Below are 15,780 nucleotides of genomic sequence, written 5' to 3'. Positions count from 1 at the left end.
AATCGCCGAACGGGCCGGGGCCTCGCCAAGAGGCTCCGGCCCTTTCGCGTGCGGATTCGCGTACAGATTCGCGTACGGCGGGGAAGCGCGGGGGTGGAAAGCGGGGGGAATCGGGCCGGGCCCGGGCCGAGGCGGGGCCGAGGGGCAACGAGTTTCCGTCGCGAGCTTGGCGTACGGCAAGATGGGGTGTATCCGATGACGCGGCGCGGCCGCATACCGACCCCACGCGGCGACCTTCGTGGTAGGGCCGGATTTCGATACCTACGATTGCCGGACGGTTTCTCTTGGCTGAGTACATCTACACCATGCGCAAGACGCGCAAGGCTCACGGCGACAAGGTGATCCTCGACGATGTCACGCTGAGCTTCCTGCCCGGCGCCAAGATCGGTGTCGTGGGTCCCAACGGCGCCGGTAAGTCGACGGTGCTGAAGATCATGGCCGGCCTGGAGCAGCCGTCCAACGGTGACGCCTTCCTCTCTCCCGGATACAGCGTCGGCATCCTGCTCCAGGAGCCCCCACTGGACGAGTCCAAGACCGTCCTGGAGAACGTCCAGGACGGCGTGGCGGAGATCAAGGGCAAGCTCGACCGCTTCAACGAGATCGCCGAGCAGATGGCGACCGACTACTCCGACGCGCTGCTCGAGGAGATGGGCAAGCTCCAGGAGGAGCTGGACCACGCCAACGCCTGGGACCTGGACGCCCAGCTCGAGCAGGCGATGGACGCCCTCGGCTGCCCGCCCGGCGACTGGCCGGTCACCACCCTCTCCGGTGGTGAGAAGCGCCGCGTCGCCCTGTGCAAGCTGCTGCTTGAGGCGCCCGACCTGCTGCTGCTCGACGAGCCCACCAACCACCTGGACGCCGAGTCCGTGCAGTGGCTGGAGCAGCACCTCGCCAAGTACGCCGGCACCGTCGTCGCGATCACCCACGACCGGTACTTCCTGGACAACGTCGCCGAGTGGATCCTCGAGCTCGACCGCGGCCGCGCCATCGGCTACCAGGGCAACTACTCCACCTACCTGGAGACCAAGCAGACCCGGCTGAAGGTCGAGGGCCAGAAGGACGCCAAGCGCGCCAAGCGGCTCAAGGAAGAGCTGGACTGGGTCCGCTCCAACGCCAAGGGCCGCCAGGCCAAGTCCAAGGCGCGACTGGCCCGTTACGAGGAGATGGCCGCCGAGGCGGAGAAGACCCGGAAGCTGGACTTCGAGGAGATCCAGATCCCGCCGGGCCCGCGCCTGGGCAATGTCGTGGTCGAGGTGGAGAACCTCTCCAAGGCGTTCGGCGAGAAGGTCCTCATCGACGACCTCTCCTTCACCCTGCCGCGCAACGGCATCGTCGGCGTCATCGGCCCCAACGGCGCGGGCAAGACCACGCTGTTCAAGATGATCCAGGGCCTGGAGACCCCCGACGCGGGCAACATCAAGGTCGGCGAGACGGTCAAGATCTCCTACGTCGACCAGACCCGCTCCAACATCGACCCCAAGAAGACGCTGTGGGCCGTCGTCTCGGACGAGCTGGACTACATCAACGTCGGCCAGGTCGAGATGCCCTCCCGCGCCTATGTGTCCGCGTTCGGCTTCAAGGGCCCGGACCAGCAGAAGCCGGCCGGGGTGCTCTCCGGCGGTGAGCGCAACCGCCTCAACCTCGCACTCACCCTCAAGCAGGGCGGCAACCTGCTGCTCCTCGACGAGCCGACCAACGACCTCGACGTCGAGACCCTCTCCTCCCTGGAGAACGCGCTGCTGGAGTTCCCCGGCTGTGCCGTGGTCGTCTCCCACGACCGCTGGTTCCTCGACCGCGTCGCGACGCACATCCTCGCGTACGAGGGCGACTCCAAGTGGTTCTGGTTCGAGGGCAACTTCGAGGCGTACGAGAAGAACAAGGTCGAGCGCCTCGGCCCGGACGCGGCCCGTCCGCACCGCGCCACGTACAAGAAGCTGACCCGGGGCTGATCGTGGCCCGCCACATCTACTCCTGCCCCCTGCGCTGGGCCGACATGGACGCGTTCGGCCACGTCAACAACGTGGTCTACCTCCGCTATCTGGAGGAGGCGCGCGTGGACTTCATCTGGCGGCTGGCGCCGGGGGGCGGCAGCGACGCGTTCACCGGCGGCGTGGTGGTGGCCCGGCACGAGATCAGCTATCTCAGGCCGCTCGTCCACCGGCACGCGCCGGTGACCATCGAGCTGTGGGTGTCGAAGATCGGCGCGGCGTACGTCACGCTCGATTACGAGGTCAAGGACGAGGACGCCGTGTACGCGCGGGCCTCCACCACGATCGTCCCCTACGACCTGGAGCGTGGCCGGCCGCGCCGCCTCACCTCCGAGGAGGAGGGCTTCCTGGCGAAGTACCAGGAGAACGAGCCCTCCGGACGCGACGAGCAGCCCGAGGGGGCCATGGCCGTATGACGGGGCAGGGGGAGGAGCTGCGCTTCGCCGACCCCAGGGAGGCGGCGGACCTCGCCGCCTTCCTGGCGAGGCTGATCCACTACGACCGGGCCGCGGCGGTGCGGATCCAGGCGGGCGGCGGAGTGCTCGCCGTCTTCGGCCGCCCGCCGTCCTTCGAGGTGCTCGCCATCCGTACGGCGCGGCTCGCGGCCGACACCGTGCTGGACACGACGGTCTCGGCCGGGCAGTTCGCGGACGCGCTGGACGCGGGGGCGCGGCGCGCGGCCGACGGCGCCGGCGCCACTGAGGCGGCCCCGGTCCCGGCGGCCCCCGCCGGCGCACCGGCCACCGCCCCGGCCGTCGCCGTGCCCGAGCCGGTCACCGGCCCGCCGTGGGCCGGACTGCTGCCGCCGCGCGCCGGCTGGCGCCGGGTGCCCGGCCTGCCGGGCGTGGACGAGGTGCGCGCGGCGGTCGCCGCCGCGGTCGCCGAGTTCCGCGCCCGGGACGCGGCGCTGCCCGAAGAGCGGCGCACCCGCGCCGAGCGGGATCGCATCGGCCGCGAGATCTGGTCCCGGACGCTCGGCGGGACCGGCCTCCCCCTGCGCGCGGTCCACGCCGCGCAGTCGCTGGGCTTCCTGCGCCCCACGCGGACCCCGACGCCGGTCGCGGCTGCCGTGGCGGCCGTCCCGTCGGGCCCGTCGGGTCCCGGCTCGACGGAACTCGCCCCCGAACCCGAGCAGCTCGCGCTGCTCGCCGCGGGCGGCTGGCTGCGGCTGCGCACGCCGTACGGCTCGATAGCGGTGCGCAAGACGGGGCTGACGGGCCTCTCCGGCCTCTCGGTGACGCCTGCCTGACCGCGCCTCGCCCCCTTGACGGGCCCCGGCTTCACGGGCCCCGGCTCGACGGGCCCCGGCCGTCCCCGGCCGGGGCCCGTACCTCGCGGTCTCAGCCGGCGGTGTTGACCATGGACGCGGCCGCGTAGGTCATGTACTCCCACAGCTGCCGCTCGAGCTCCGGCGCCAGCTCCAGCTCGTCCACGGCCACGCGCATATGGCGCAGCCAGGCGTCGTGGGCCGCGCGGTTCACGGTGAAGGGCGCGTGGCGCATGCGCAGCCTGGGGTGGCCGCGGTTCTCGCTGTAGGTGCGGGGGCCGCCCCAGTACTGCATGAGGAAGAGCCTCAGCCGCTCCTCGGCCGGGCCCAGGTCCTCCTCGGGATACATGGGCCGCAGCAGCGGGTCCTCCGCCACGCCCTGGTAGAAGCGGTGCACCAGGCGCCGGAAGGTCTCCTCGCCGCCGACCTGTTCGTAGAAGGTCTGCTCCTGAAGCGTGCCGCGCGGATTCTCAGTCACCCCTCCATGCTCTCAGACTGCGTTTCATGCCGGCCCGCCTCCGTGGCGCCTCAGTCCCTGCCGCTCGCTCGCCCCGCGCCGGAGGAGGACTCCGGGCGTAGGTCGCGGTCGGGGCGCGGGCGCAGGACAGTGGAGTCATGGGCAGCGCGCGCACGGGCAGGCGCGGCGCGGACGGCACGGACCGGACCTCCGATCCGTACGCAGCGACGGCCGCGACGCTGAGGGCCGCCCTCGTCCGGGAGATCGTCGCGGACGGCGGGCTGACCGACCCGGCTTGGCGGGCGGCCTTCGAGGAGGTGCCGCGCCATCTGTTCGTCCCCCACTACTACGAGGCGGGCGGGCCGGGACCGCCGGGCGGGGCGGGGGCCTACGAGCGGCTGGGGCGTCACGACCCCGATCCGGCGCGGCGGGCGCGCTGGCTGGCCGGGGTGTACGCGGACGCGCCCCTGGCGACGCGGGTGCGCGACGGCGAACTCGTCTCCTCCAGCAGCCAGCCCTCGCTGATGGCGCGGATGCTGGAGGGCCTGGAGGTGCGGGAGGGGAACCGGGTGCTGGAGATCGGCACGGGCACCGGCTACAACGCGGCCCTGCTCGCCCACCGGCTCGGCGACGGCCTGGTCACCACCGTCGACATCGACCCGGACATCACCGAGGCCGCCCGCGACCACCTGGCCGTCGCCGGATACCACCCGGCGGTCGTCACCGGCGACGGGGCGCTCGGCTGCCCCTCGCGCGCCCCCTTCGACCGGATCCTCGCCACCTGCGCCGTGACCTGGCTGCCGCCCGCCTGGCTGGCCCAGAGCCGGGCCGGTGGGCTGATCCTCGCGCCGCTCGCCACCGGGCTGGTCGCGCTGCGGGTCGCCGACGCCCGGCACGGGCAGGGGCGCTTCCTGGCCACCCCCGCGTACTTCGTCCCGCTGCGCGGCAGCGAGCCGCCGCCTCCGGTCCGCACCCAGGGCCTGCCGAGCCGGCCGCTGCTGGACGACTCCTTCCGTTTCCTGCTCAACGTGGTCAATGCCCGGATGGACTCGCTGGAGGCCCTCGCGCTGTGGGAGCACGAGGACCGGCCGGGGCGGGAGCGCTACGGCGTGACGGTGCGCGAGGGGCGGCAGTGGGCGTGGCTGGACGACCCGGAGGGCCCGTACGCCTGGCCGCTGGGACCCGCCGCCCGCACCGAGATGGGGCTTTTCTGACTCGAGCCCGAGCCCGAGCCCGGGCTCCACGATGGCCCGGCCCAGGGGTGGGGTGCGGCCGGTGGCGGGCGATCGGCCTAAGTCGGCCCGCCGCCCGCCACCGGCTCCGCGGCTGTCGTTCCCGGCCGCTGCCCGCGGCCGTGAGCCCCGGCCGCTATCCCCGGCGCACGGTGATCGTCGTCCAGGCGCCGACGTGGACGCGGTCGCCGTCCTGGAGGGGGACCGGGACGTACGGCTGGATCGGCTCCTCGGCGCCGTTGATGGTGGTGCCGTTCGTCGAGTCCTGGTCGACGACGGCCCAGCCACCGTCCGGCTGCTGGACGAGGACCGCGTGCTGGTGGGAGACCCCCGGGTCCTCCGGCGGGCGCGCCAGGTCGATGTCGGGCGACTCGCCGGTGCTGTGGCGGCGGCGGCCGATGGTGATCTGCTGCCCGGTGAGCGGGAGCTGCTGCTCGGGGGAATAGGCCGGGAGGTTCAGACCGGCCGCCTCCGGGCCGCTGCGGTTCATCATGGCCATGAAGTACTCACGGTCGGGGGCGATGACCGCGACCCAGTTCCCGGGCCCGCCGGGGCCGGGGGCGCCCGGGGCACCGCCGCCCTGGGTGAAGTGGGCGGGCGGCCCCTGATGCGGCGGCCCCTGTGGGGGTCCCTGGGGCGGCGGCCCCTGCGGCGGTGCCTGATGCTGCGGAGGCCCCTGATGCGGTCCGGGCGCCGGGGCGCCCGGACCGCCCGGGAAGGGCTGGCCGGGCGGCTGCGGCGCTCCGTACGGCGACGGGGGCGCGGGGGCGTTCGGCGGCGCTCCGGCCCCGGCGGCGTTCGGCGGCGGCAGCGTCCAGTCGTCGTCGGCGAGGGCCGGGCCCGGGGGCCGCTGCGCCCAGTCGTCCTCGCCGAAGGCCGGGCCCGGGGGCCGTTGGGAGGGCGGGGCGTAGTCAGGGGTTCCGTACGGCCCCTGGGGCGGGTACGGCTGGGGCTGCGGCGGCTGGAAGCCGCCGGGCCCGGGCGGGGGCGGCGGGGCGTACGAGGTGGGCGACTGGGTCAGGAAGTTGTAGCGGCACTCCTCGCAGAAGGGCGCCTGCGCCTCGCGGGGCGTACGGCACTGGGGGCACAGCTCCGCCTGGAAGGTCGAGTCCGGCGACTGCGGGCCGGGCGCGGGGTAGCCGTAGCCCCCGGGCGCGCCTTGGGGCCCCGGGGCGCCGGGCGGGCCGGGGAATCCGGGAGGGCCGCCCGGCCCGCCCGGGCCGGGCATCGGCGGCGGAGGCGGGGGGACGGCGCCCGAGGGCACGGGCGTCCCCGACATCCGGTGGCCACACACCTCGCACCAGTCGTCGGCCGCCGATTGGTGGCCGTTAGGGCAGGTCGGCATGTCGGTGTTCCCCCTCTTGTGCCGTTCTTGGCATGTGCTGCCGTTTTGTGCGCTTGTCGCGTTACTGCTTGTTACTTCTTGACGCGAACTGTCTTGGTGGAGCGCGTCTCGAGAGTCATCTCGTCCGCCTCCGCGACCTTCGCCTTCAGTCGCACAGTACCCGTCGCCACGTCGACGACGTCCACCACCTTCGCAAGCAGTTTCGCCGTGTCCGCGTTCCCCGAGGCGCTCGCCAGCTGGACGGCACGTCCCAACCGCGCCGTGGCTCCTCCCACATCACCCGCTTTGCGGGCATCCATCCCTTCTTGGATGGCCTGTGCCAGTTCGGCCTGGCCCGTGTAGTGCGCGACCTGCGGATTCATCGCGGTCGAGGCGGCGGCGTCATCCGTCCACACTGCCCGGACCAGCCCCTGGGCGAGGGTGGCCGGCAGTCCGCCGGCGGGCCGCGGCAGGACCAGGGAGACGCGGGCGGCCAGCATCTCCTGCCCGACCTCGGCCGCCGGCACCCGCACACACAGGTGGTAGTCGCGGGACTCGTCGCCCCACGAGCCCGTCGGATAGTCGCCCGCGCGCGCCCCGGCCTCGGCGCGCCGGCCGGTCAGGTCCTCCACCGCGGGCGCCACCTGCTTGAGGAACACCACCTCGGCGCCCACCGGCGTCCACACCCGCAGGCCGACGTCCGCGACCTCCTTGGCCATCACGGCCTCCAGCATCCCGGTGAAGTCCGCGGTCAGCGCGGCCAGATCGGAGGGGTCGGCCACGATGTCGGCCGTGCCGAGCAGCGCGGAGGCGATGCCGGTGACCTCCTTGACCTCCCAGTCGGTGCCCACCCCGCGCGCGTCGCAGGTGAAGCGGCCCGCGCAGGCGTCCAGCGCGGCCCGCAGTTCGGCCGGCTCCTCGTGCTCGTCGCGGCCGTCGGTGAGCAGGATGCCGTGCCGGATCGGCGCCTCGGCCGTCGCCAGCAGCCGGTCGGCCAGGCGCAGCCAGGTGCCGATCGCGGTGCCGCCGCCGGCGCTCAGCCGCCGCAGCGCCTCCTTGGCCCGGGCCCGGGTGGCCGGGTCGGCCGTGGCCAGCCCGCCCCCGCCCGGGAAGACCTCCTCGGCCCGGTGGGTGCCGGCGACCACGGCGAAGGCGACGCCGTCGCGGAGCGTGTCGATCGCGGCGGCGGTCGCCTTCCGCGCGTGGCGGATCTTCGTCGGCGGACAGTCCATGGAGCCGGAGCAGTCGACCATGATGACCACGGCCGCGCGGGGGGACGGACCGCCCGTCCGGTCCCGGGCCGGGGCGGGTGCCGGGGCCGCGGGGAGGGGCAGGCCCCCGGTGGTGCCGCCGCCCGTGGAGGTGACCGTGACGATCGCGTTCACCTCGCGACCCCCCTCGGGGAGGTACTCGTTCTGGGAGACCTCGACCGAGAACCGGGGGACCGTGGACTTGGCGAAGTTGGCCATCAGATCCGCTCCTTGGCGCTTCCGCCGGCACTCACCGGAGGATCAGCCGGATCCTGCCCTGCCCGGCTCCGCGGGGAACGGCAGCACGGCCACTGTTACGTTGTCGTGGCCGCCGCCCTCCAGGGCGTGACCGACCAGGGCGCGAGCGCTGTGCATCGGCCGGGTGCGGGCGTCCGGCGGCACCGCGCGCGCCATCTCCTGCGCCGATTCGGCGTAGTTCCACAGCCCGTCGGTGCACACCACCACCACGCCCGGCCGGTCCGGCTTGAAGGACGCGGTGTGCGGGTCCAGTTCATAGGCGTCCGCGCCGAGCCAGCCGGTGATGGCGTGGGCCCGCTCGTCCGCGTAAGCCTCCGCCTCGGACATCAGACCTGCCGCCACCATCTGGGCCGCCCAGGAGTCGTCCTCGGTGAGCCGGGCGGGCGGGGCCGAGCGGTCGTCGGGCACCCAGTAGGCGCGGCTGTCGCCGATCCAGCCGACGGTGAGGATGCCGGGGGTGACCACCGCGCTGACGATGGTGCAGGCCGGCGCGTTCTGCTGGCGCTGGTGGGGGTCGTCGTGCGGGCCGGCCCCGCCGGTCTCCGCCGCCAGGGAGTTGACCGCCTCGGAGGCGGCGACGATCGCCTCGTTCATCGCCTGCTGGGGGTGGGTGCCGCGGGGGAGGGAGGCGAGCAGCGACCGGCCGGCGGCGTGGGCGGCGGCCGCGGAGGCGTCGTCGGGGCGGGTCGCCGAGGAGACGCCGTCGCAGACGACGGCGAGGACGGCCGGTGAGCCGTCGGGCAGCGCGGCGGCGGACACGGCGAACGCGTCCTCGTTGCGGTGGTGGCGCAGGCCGCGGTCGCTGGCCGCCGCGACACCCGCCAGTTCCCGCTCCATGTGGTCGCGGTCCCGGGGCTGGGCGTGGCCGCAGGAGTCGCAGTAGCCGTCGTGGTCGATGGTGCCCTCCTGGCACACGGCGCACCGGCGGCCGCCGCCGCCCGCCGGCCGGGGGTACGCCCCGCCGCCGCTGTTCGTATCACTGTCCGTCGGAATACCCGGAGTACCCGGAATGCCCAGAGTGCTCGGGACACCCGGGTTGCTCGACGTGCCCGCAGTGGCCTGAGCGCCCGGGGCGCCCAGCTCGGCCGCGGCCCGCGGGTCGGCCCCCGGGGCCCCCGCATCGGGTGCGGCGGCGTACGGGGCGGCCGGTGCCGGTGGGGTGGCGGGGGCGGGCGGTGCGTCCCAGACGGCCCCGGCCGGCGGAGCGGGGGGAGCGGGGGGACCCGGCGGGGCGGGCCGGGAGGCCTGGGCAGGGGCCGGGAGGGGGTAGTCCTCCGGCTCCTCCCGCCTGGCCCGCGCCGTCCCGCTCACCGGCGGCTCCGGATAACCCACGGCCACCTCGGGGGCCGGTGGGACCGGCGGGACGGGCGGGGCCGGTGGGGCCGGTGGGACCGGCGGGGCCGGCGAGGCCGACGCGAGGTCGGCCCCGCACACGCCGCAGAAGTTGTCACCCGACTCCAGCGGCTCTTCACAGGTCGGGCACGCTGCCACCCGGGGCAGCCGTGGCATCTGCGACATCGATCACACCCACGTCCTGGGGCGGAAACGGTTGGCCCGCTCCACCAGTTCGATCCTTTCCTCGCCGCGCTGTGCGAGCCTGGCGAGTACCCGGTACGAGCGTTCCAAGCCGAAGCGCAGCCCCCGCTCGTCCAGACTGCTGCCGAGCAGCGACGGCCGGGCGCCGCCCGGCGGCGCACCGTTGCTGCCGGACAGTACCCAATCCAGGGCGCTGCCCAGTACTTCCGTGCACAGCCGCTCGTACCGCACCGCGTCGATGCCCAACTGCCCCAGCCGCTCGACCTGTTGCGCCGAGGCCGTCAGATCGCCCAGCAGCGGCTCGTGCGCGGCGCGCTGCCGCAGCCGGGCCCGGACGGCCGCGACCCGGGCCGCCGTGTAGTGGATGGACGACTCCGGCACCGATTCGAGGGCGGCCACCGCTCCCGCGCGGTCCCCGGCGTACAGCAGGACCCGGGCCAGCCCGAAGGCGGCGCTCACATGGTTCGGGTCGGTCGTCCACACCAGCCGGTAGTACTCCGCCGCGTTGTCCAACTGGCCGAGCACCTCGGCGCACACGCCGAGCGCCAGCTTCGGCGCGGGCTCGCCGGGGAACGCGTCGTAGACGGCGTCGAAGGCCAGGGCCGCCGTCTCGTTGTCCCCCGTCGCCAGCGCGTGCAGGCCCCGGTACCAGACGATCCGCCAGTCGTCGGGATAGCCGGCCTCCAGGCCGTCCAGCGCCACTCCCGCCTCGCGCGTGTGGCCGAGCTCCAGCTGGGCGCGGATGCGGCGCAGCCGCAGCTCCAGCGAGTCGGCCGGGGCCGCCCGCAGCGCCGCGTGCAGCTCGGTGGGGGCCGAGGTCAACAGCCCGGCCAGGAAACCGGCGTTGGCGTCGTCCGGGTCCACCAGCGGCACGGGCAGGGCCAGGGCGGTGGCGCGGGCGTCCAGCGGGGCGATCGCGGGCAGCGGCAGCGGGAGCACGCCCTGCGGCGGGGGCGGGTCGGCGGCCGCCTTGCCCCGGCGGGCGCGGCGGGCCCCGAGCGCGGACGGGTCCTGGCCCTGCTCCGCGAACAACAGGGTGTCCACCACCCGCGGTTCGGGTCCGAAGAGGGTGGACATCGCGGGCCGGGGCCGCCCGGTCTGCAGCGCCACGACCTCCCGCAGCACGCCCGTCAGCTGGTCGGCCATCTCCTGCGCGGAGCCGAACCGCCGGTGCGGATCGGGGTCGGTGGCCCGCACCAGCAGCCGGTAGAACGACTCGTAGCGCTGGAACACCTCGATGTTCCCCGGGTCGGGCAGGCTGTCCGCGAAGACGTTCGTATAGCCCTGGAAGTCGAAGGTCAGCACCGCGAGGGTGCGCGCCACCGTGTACAGGTCCGAGGCGACCGACGGGCCCAGCTCCGACACCTCAGGGGCCTGGTAGCCGACCGTGCCGTAGATCGGGCTCTCGTCGTCGTCCATCCGCCGCACCGCGCCCATGTCGATGAGCTTGAGCTGGTCCTGCTGCTGGATGGCGTTGTCGACCTTGAAGTCGCAGTAGAGCAGGTTGCGGCTGTGTAGATGGCCCAGGGCCTCCAGCGCCTCGATCCCGTACGCGCAGGCCTGCTCCACCGGCAGCGGATCACGCCTGCCGTCCGGCGCCCGGCGGGAGTTGGCGATGTCCTTGAGCGACTTGCCGCCGACGTACTCCATCACGATGTAGCCGTCGAGGCTGCCGGTGCGGCGGTCGAGGTGCTCGACGAAGTTGTAGATGCGGACGATGTTGGAGTGCTCGATCTCGGCGAGGAACCGGCGCTCCGACACGGCGACGGACAGGGCCTCCTCGTCGCCGGTGTCCAGCAGGCCCTTGAGCACCACCCAGCGGTCGGACACCGCGCGGTCGATGGCCAGGTAGATCCAGCCCAGACCGCCGTGGGCCAGACACCCCACCACCTCGTACTGGCCGTGCACGATGTCGCCGGGGCTCAGCTTGGGCACGAAGGAGTACGGATGGCCGCACTTGGTGCAGAACCCCTCGGTGCGGCCCGGCCGCCCGCCCCGGGCCCGCCCCACCGGCGCCCCGCAGTCCCCCCGGCTGCAGAACCGCTTGCGCTCGGGCACCTCCGGGGTGGCCAGCACCGCCGTACGCGGGTCGGGTCGCGGCACCTCGGGGATGCTGACCAGGCCCGCGCCCAGGCGGTTGCGCCCGGACGAGGCCGCGGCCGAGGAGCGGGAACTGCGCACCGACACCGAGCGCGAGGAGGACCGCCCCGACCCCAGCGAGCGGGACAGCCGCCCGGACACCGACCGCCGGGACGAGGAGGACCGGGACGACGGGCGCGAGGAGGAGCGGCCGCTCCCCGACGAGCCGCTGCCCCGGACCGCGCCGCGCCCGACGCCGGTGACGCCGGTGGGCTGGGAGCCGACCATCCCGTCCCGCGAGACGACCGGGGCCATCCCGCACGTGTCGCAGTACAGCTGGCCGCCGCCCACGTCCTCGTACGACCCGCCGCACCCGCGCCGCTGACACCTGCCCGCCTTCACAGCATCCCCCGTGAGCCCCGCCGCGGCAGCGGCTGATGTCGCCGTCGCCCGCGCAGCGACAGTTCGTGCATCGTGGTCGTCTGCGGCCCGGCGGCCGCGCGTGCGACGCTCACAGGACCTCCCCCGTCCTCCGGCCGCCCGGCTCCGTCCCGCGCGGGGCCAGGGCCTCGGCCGCGGCCTGCTGGTAGCGCAGCACCGCCGCCTCGGCGGCGCGCAGGTCGCAGGGCGCGCTCCACAGCATCCGGCGCGCGGTGTCGTACCGCTCGATCAGCAGGGGGTCCTCGGCCAGGCCGTGCCGCGCGACCTTCGCCTTGTACGCGTCCAGGCGGCCGCGCAGCTCGGCGCGCACCGCCAGCGGCGCGGTCACCGCGGTCAGCGACTCCCGGGCGCGCAGCAGCTCCTCGTCCGCGCGCCCCTCCAGGGACTCCAGCAGCGGGGAGAGCCGGTGCCACTGGGCGCGCCTGCGGTACTCGGCCGCCGTGACCAGCTGCTCCTGCAGCACGGTCGGCGGGCCGCTGACCGCGGGCACCTCGGACGCCGCGATCTTGGCCAGCACCTCGCCGCGCGCCTGCCGCGCCTCGGCGAGCGTGCGGTCCGCGCGGGAGAGCACATCCCGCAGCCGCATCAGCCGCCGCTCCGCGTCCTGCCGCACATCGAGAACCGCCTCGATCTCGCGCCGCACGTCCTCCAGGGCGCGGGCCGCGGCGTCGTAGCGGGTGGTGTCGGGGCGGCCGCCGCCGGGCGCCGAGCTGGGCGAGGCCCCGGACCAGAAGGCGAGCGGGTCGCGGACGACCTCGGCGCGCAGCGAGGTCAGCTCGGCGGTGATCCGCTCGAGGTCGTCCCCCGAGGGGTGCTCCCCGGGGCGCACCCCGACGGAGTGGGCGAGCGAGCGGGTGCGCCGCAGCTCGGCGGAGAGCATGTCGATACGGGCGGGCAGCGCGGACCACACCGCGTCGGCCGTCACGATGACGTCGAGCGCCTCGGCGTACCAGCGGTTCATCCGGTCGACCAGCGCCTGCAGCGTCAGCTGCTCGCTGAGCAGCGGCGAGCCGGTGAGCGAGGCGCTGCTGGGCAGTGTGATGCCGGGGCCGCGCAGCAGCTCCGTCAGCTCGGCCAACTCGCCGGGCGTGGGCCAGCGGTGGCGGGCGCGCACCTCACGGGCGGCGTTCAGCGCGTCGGTGTAGGCGTCGAAATACGTCCACAGCAGGGAGATGGCCTGCTCGGTGGTGGCCCAGCGGTCCTTGGTGACGCCGGTCAGCTCGGCGCCTTCGAGGAGTCTGCGGCCGGCGTGGTCCTGGAGGGCGAGCAGCGAGGACTCGATCGCCTCGTGTTCGGCGACGAGCCCCGCCAGCACACGGTCGACCTCCTCGCGGCCCATGACCGGCTTCTCGGGTTCCCCCGTGGAACTGGGGAAGGGTCCCGTGCCCCCCATCGATCACCTCTCCGTGTCCGTGCCCTGCGACTCAGTCCTTGTAGGCCGGCGCGGGTGCCGCCGGATTCTCCTCCGTCTTGCCGAGATCTTCGGCGAGCCACTTGCGGTAGGCCCGCATCCAGCGACTGTTCTCACCCCCGGAGCGGTACTCCTCCAGCACCTTGTTGACCCGGCGTACCAGGTCCTTGTCGGATCTGTTCATCGCCACGCCGTAGAACTCCTCGGTGAACGGCTTGCCGACGAGCTTGACGGACGGGTCCTGGGCCGCCTGCCCGGCCGCCAACGCGTTGTCCGTGATCACGGCGTCGACCTGGCCCAGCTGCAACCTGACCAGGCAGTCGAGCTGGTTGGGCACCGGGTCCACCTTGATGGCGCCCAGGTCCTTCGCGCCGCCCTTCTCCTGGTCCAGCGCGGCCTCGGCGGTGGAACCCTTCGCCGTGCAGACCCTCTTGCCGCGCAGCGACGTGTTGTACCCGGTGACGGAGGAGTCCTTGGGGACGAGCACCTGCTGGCCCGCCTTGAAGTAGGCGGTGGAGAAGGCGACGTCCTTCAGGCGGTCGCAGTTGATGGTCATGGTGCGCACGACGATGTCCACCTTGCCCTGCTGGAGGGCCTTGATCCGCTGACTGGTGGGGATCGCGCGGTAGATGACCGCGTCCGGGTCGCCGAAGATGTCCTCGGCGATGGCGCGCACCAGGTCGATGTCGAAGCCGGTGAGATCGCCGGTGGCCGGGTCGCGATAGCCCCAGCGGTAGCTGTTCTGGTCCACCCCGGCGATCAGCTTGCCCAGCTTGTGGCCGTCCACCCGGCGGTTCTTGATGCGCTCTATGGCCGGGCCGCTCGCGCTCGACGGCCGCAGACTGGCCTCAGGCCGGACGCACGTGTCGGCGGTGGCCGCCGCCGTGGTCCGCGCGGCCCTCGGGTGCGCCCCGGCCCCGCCGCGCGCGGTCCCGGCCCCGTCGCCCTGGTCGTCCAGCGTCGCGGGCACGAAGATCGCCGTGGCCACGCCCAGGGCGCACACGGCCGCCGCCGCGCCCGATCGCACCGATCGCCCGGATTGCATCCTCACGCCCCCCGTCGCCCTCACCGGTACTCCGCCAGCCGGCGGCCCATGCCCAGCAGCGCGGCCACCGCCCCCAGCGCGGCCAGCACCCCCGCGCCGACCGCGAGCCCGGTCAGCGCGCCGCGTCCGTCGTCCGCCGCCCGTGCGAACTCCCGCTGCTCATGGGCCAGGGCCTTCGCCAGCAGCTTGTCGACCTCGTCGAAGGACTCGCCGGTGCTGCCCTCGCCCCCGATGACCTTCGCCCGCGCGTCCTTGTAGTTGCCCGCGTCGTCGGCGGCGCGGGCGGCCTTGTGGCGCTCCTGCCACTCCTGGAGGCGGGTGACGGCCTCGTCCACCGGGGCGCGGCCCTCGGCGTCGTCCGCGAGGTCTCGCGCCCGGGCCAGCAGGCTGCCGGAGGCGGCCCGGCCGGCCCCGGCGCCCGCCGCAGCGCCTGGCCCGGCGCCGGGCTCGCCGACGAGGTCGGCCATCCGCTCCGCATAGCTCACCTCATAGGCGTCCTTGCCCTTGTCCTCGCCCTTGTCGACGACGACCGCGCCGCGCGCGACCAGGGTCAGGTTCTCGTCGCCGCGGGCGCGCAGCGAATCGATGCGGGCCTCGTTGAGCACGTGCAGGGACTGGGCGCCGTGGCGGTCGGAGTCGTCGAGCCCGGCGCGGGCGAGGGCGTGGCCCGCCACCAGCCACAGCAGCGCCACCGCCGAGGCGGCGGTCGAGGCCAGCAGCCCGCGGTTGAACACCCGATTGGTGCGCAGGAAGTCGCGGCGCTGCGCCCATCCCAGGGCGGCCAGCGCGGCGGCGCCGGTGCCGATCGCCGCCCACGGCCAGGACTTCGCCTCCCCGTAGTCCTCGCCGAGCCGCGCGGTCTCGGCCTGGTACAGCCGGCCGGCGGCCGGCAGCAGCCGCTCCCGCATGGTGTCGTTGGCGTACCGCAGATACGCGCTGCCCAGCGGCAGTCCCTGGCGGTTGTTGGCGCGGGCGGACTCGACCAGGCCCGTGTAGACCGGCAGGAGTTGATTGATCCGGCGTATCTCCTCGCGGGCGGTGGCCGAGCCGTCCGTGGTGGCCGCGGCCCGCACCAGCAGCTTGGACGCCCGGTCGATGTCCGCCTCGTACCTGCGGCGCACCTCGGCCGGCTCCTGCCCGCCGGCCAGGAAGGCGCTCGCGGCGGTGGTGTCGGCGTCGGCGAGGGAGCGGTAGATGTCGGCCGCGGCGGCGCTCAGCGGCTGGCTGTGCTCGGCCACCGCGTCCGCCGCGGTCCGCCGGTCGGAGACCTGCCAGGCCGTCACCGCCCCGAAGGCCACCACCAGGGCGGCGAGCACGGCTCCGATGAGGCGCAGCCGGCCCGGCTCGGTCGTCGCCGCGGCCCGGGCCCGCTCGATGCCCTCCCGCCACGCGGGCCGCCGCCCCGACAACGCGCCCGCGGCCGGCGATCCGGCCGCGCCGGTGGTCGGCGGGTGTGCCACGAGACCTCCCCCTGGGTCCTGACCCCTTACGT

Annotated in this window: 12 protein-coding genes; 4 read left to right on the top strand and 8 right to left on the bottom strand. The window is 74.5% G+C overall.

Going from position 1 to position 15,780, the window contains the following annotated elements; all coding sequences use genetic code 11:
- Positions 1-284: 284 nt before the first annotated feature.
- From ettA to ABFY07_RS11645, 3 genes are read left to right on the top strand one after another with little or no spacing between them, the layout of a single operon-like run.
- A complete protein-coding gene (ettA, locus tag ABFY07_RS11655; protein ID WP_065959439.1) occupies positions 285-1,949 on the top strand; it encodes an energy-dependent translational throttle protein EttA in 1,665 nt (554 codons plus the stop codon).
- A 2-nt stretch (positions 1,950-1,951) separates the two neighbouring features.
- Positions 1,952-2,404 carry an acyl-CoA thioesterase gene (locus ABFY07_RS11650; protein ID WP_346174411.1) on the top strand — a complete coding sequence of 151 codons (453 nt, stop codon included), beginning with the start codon at positions 1,952-1,954 and terminating at the stop codon, positions 2,402-2,404.
- On the top strand, positions 2,401-3,237 hold the full coding sequence (locus tag ABFY07_RS11645) for a DUF8185 domain-containing protein (RefSeq protein ID WP_346174410.1): 837 nt from the start codon (positions 2,401-2,403) through the stop codon (positions 3,235-3,237). The genes ABFY07_RS11650 and ABFY07_RS11645 overlap by 4 nt, the downstream gene beginning before the upstream one ends.
- A gap of 91 nt (positions 3,238-3,328) precedes the next feature.
- Here the strand turns inward: ABFY07_RS11645 and ABFY07_RS11640 are convergent, their stop codons facing one another.
- On the bottom strand, positions 3,329-3,733 hold the full coding sequence (locus tag ABFY07_RS11640) for a globin (RefSeq protein ID WP_346174409.1): 405 nt from the start codon (positions 3,731-3,733) through the stop codon (positions 3,329-3,331).
- Positions 3,734-3,870: 137 nt separating this feature from the next.
- Between ABFY07_RS11640 and ABFY07_RS11635 the strand changes: the two genes are divergently transcribed.
- On the top strand, positions 3,871-4,926 hold the full coding sequence (locus ABFY07_RS11635; protein ID WP_346174408.1) for a methyltransferase domain-containing protein: 1,056 nt from the start codon (positions 3,871-3,873) through the stop codon (positions 4,924-4,926).
- 154 nt (positions 4,927-5,080) lie between these two features.
- Here the strand turns inward: ABFY07_RS11635 and ABFY07_RS11630 are convergent, their stop codons facing one another.
- From ABFY07_RS11630 to ABFY07_RS11600, 7 genes are all read right to left on the bottom strand, one after another.
- Positions 5,081-6,289 (bottom strand): FHA domain-containing protein, encoded by a 1,209-nt coding sequence (locus ABFY07_RS11630; protein ID WP_346174407.1) that lies wholly within the window; start codon positions 6,287-6,289, stop codon positions 5,081-5,083.
- 71 nt (positions 6,290-6,360) lie between these two features.
- Positions 6,361-7,737 (bottom strand): VWA domain-containing protein, encoded by a 1,377-nt coding sequence (locus ABFY07_RS11625; protein ID WP_346174406.1) that lies wholly within the window; start codon positions 7,735-7,737, stop codon positions 6,361-6,363.
- Between the two features lie 42 nt (positions 7,738-7,779).
- Positions 7,780-9,285, bottom strand: coding sequence for a PP2C family protein-serine/threonine phosphatase (locus ABFY07_RS11620; RefSeq protein WP_428836910.1), 1,506 nt, complete (start codon positions 9,283-9,285; stop codon positions 7,780-7,782).
- A gap of 12 nt (positions 9,286-9,297) precedes the next feature.
- Positions 9,298-11,793, bottom strand: a complete 2,496-nt coding sequence (locus tag ABFY07_RS11615) for a serine/threonine-protein kinase (protein ID WP_346174404.1) — start codon at positions 11,791-11,793, stop codon at positions 9,298-9,300.
- A 109-nt stretch (positions 11,794-11,902) separates the two neighbouring features.
- Positions 11,903-13,225, bottom strand: coding sequence for a coiled-coil domain-containing protein (locus ABFY07_RS11610; RefSeq protein ID WP_346174403.1), 1,323 nt, complete (start codon positions 13,223-13,225; stop codon positions 11,903-11,905).
- Between the two features lie 31 nt (positions 13,226-13,256).
- Positions 13,257-14,288 carry a glutamate ABC transporter substrate-binding protein gene (locus ABFY07_RS11605; RefSeq protein WP_346174402.1) on the bottom strand — a complete coding sequence of 344 codons (1,032 nt, stop codon included), beginning with the start codon at positions 14,286-14,288 and terminating at the stop codon, positions 13,257-13,259.
- Between the two features lie 20 nt (positions 14,289-14,308).
- Positions 14,309-15,748, bottom strand: a complete 1,440-nt coding sequence (locus ABFY07_RS11600; RefSeq protein WP_346174401.1) for a hypothetical protein — start codon at positions 15,746-15,748, stop codon at positions 14,309-14,311.
- Positions 15,749-15,780: the final 32 nt, after the last annotated feature.

This window comes from Streptomyces sparsogenes subsp. cuspidosporus (assembly GCF_039532705.1).
GTDB classification, from domain to species: domain Bacteria; phylum Actinomycetota; class Actinomycetes; order Streptomycetales; family Streptomycetaceae; genus Streptomyces; species Streptomyces sparsogenes.
The sequence above is the reverse complement of the archived record's forward strand: the minus strand, read 5'-3'. Positions and strand labels throughout refer to the sequence as shown.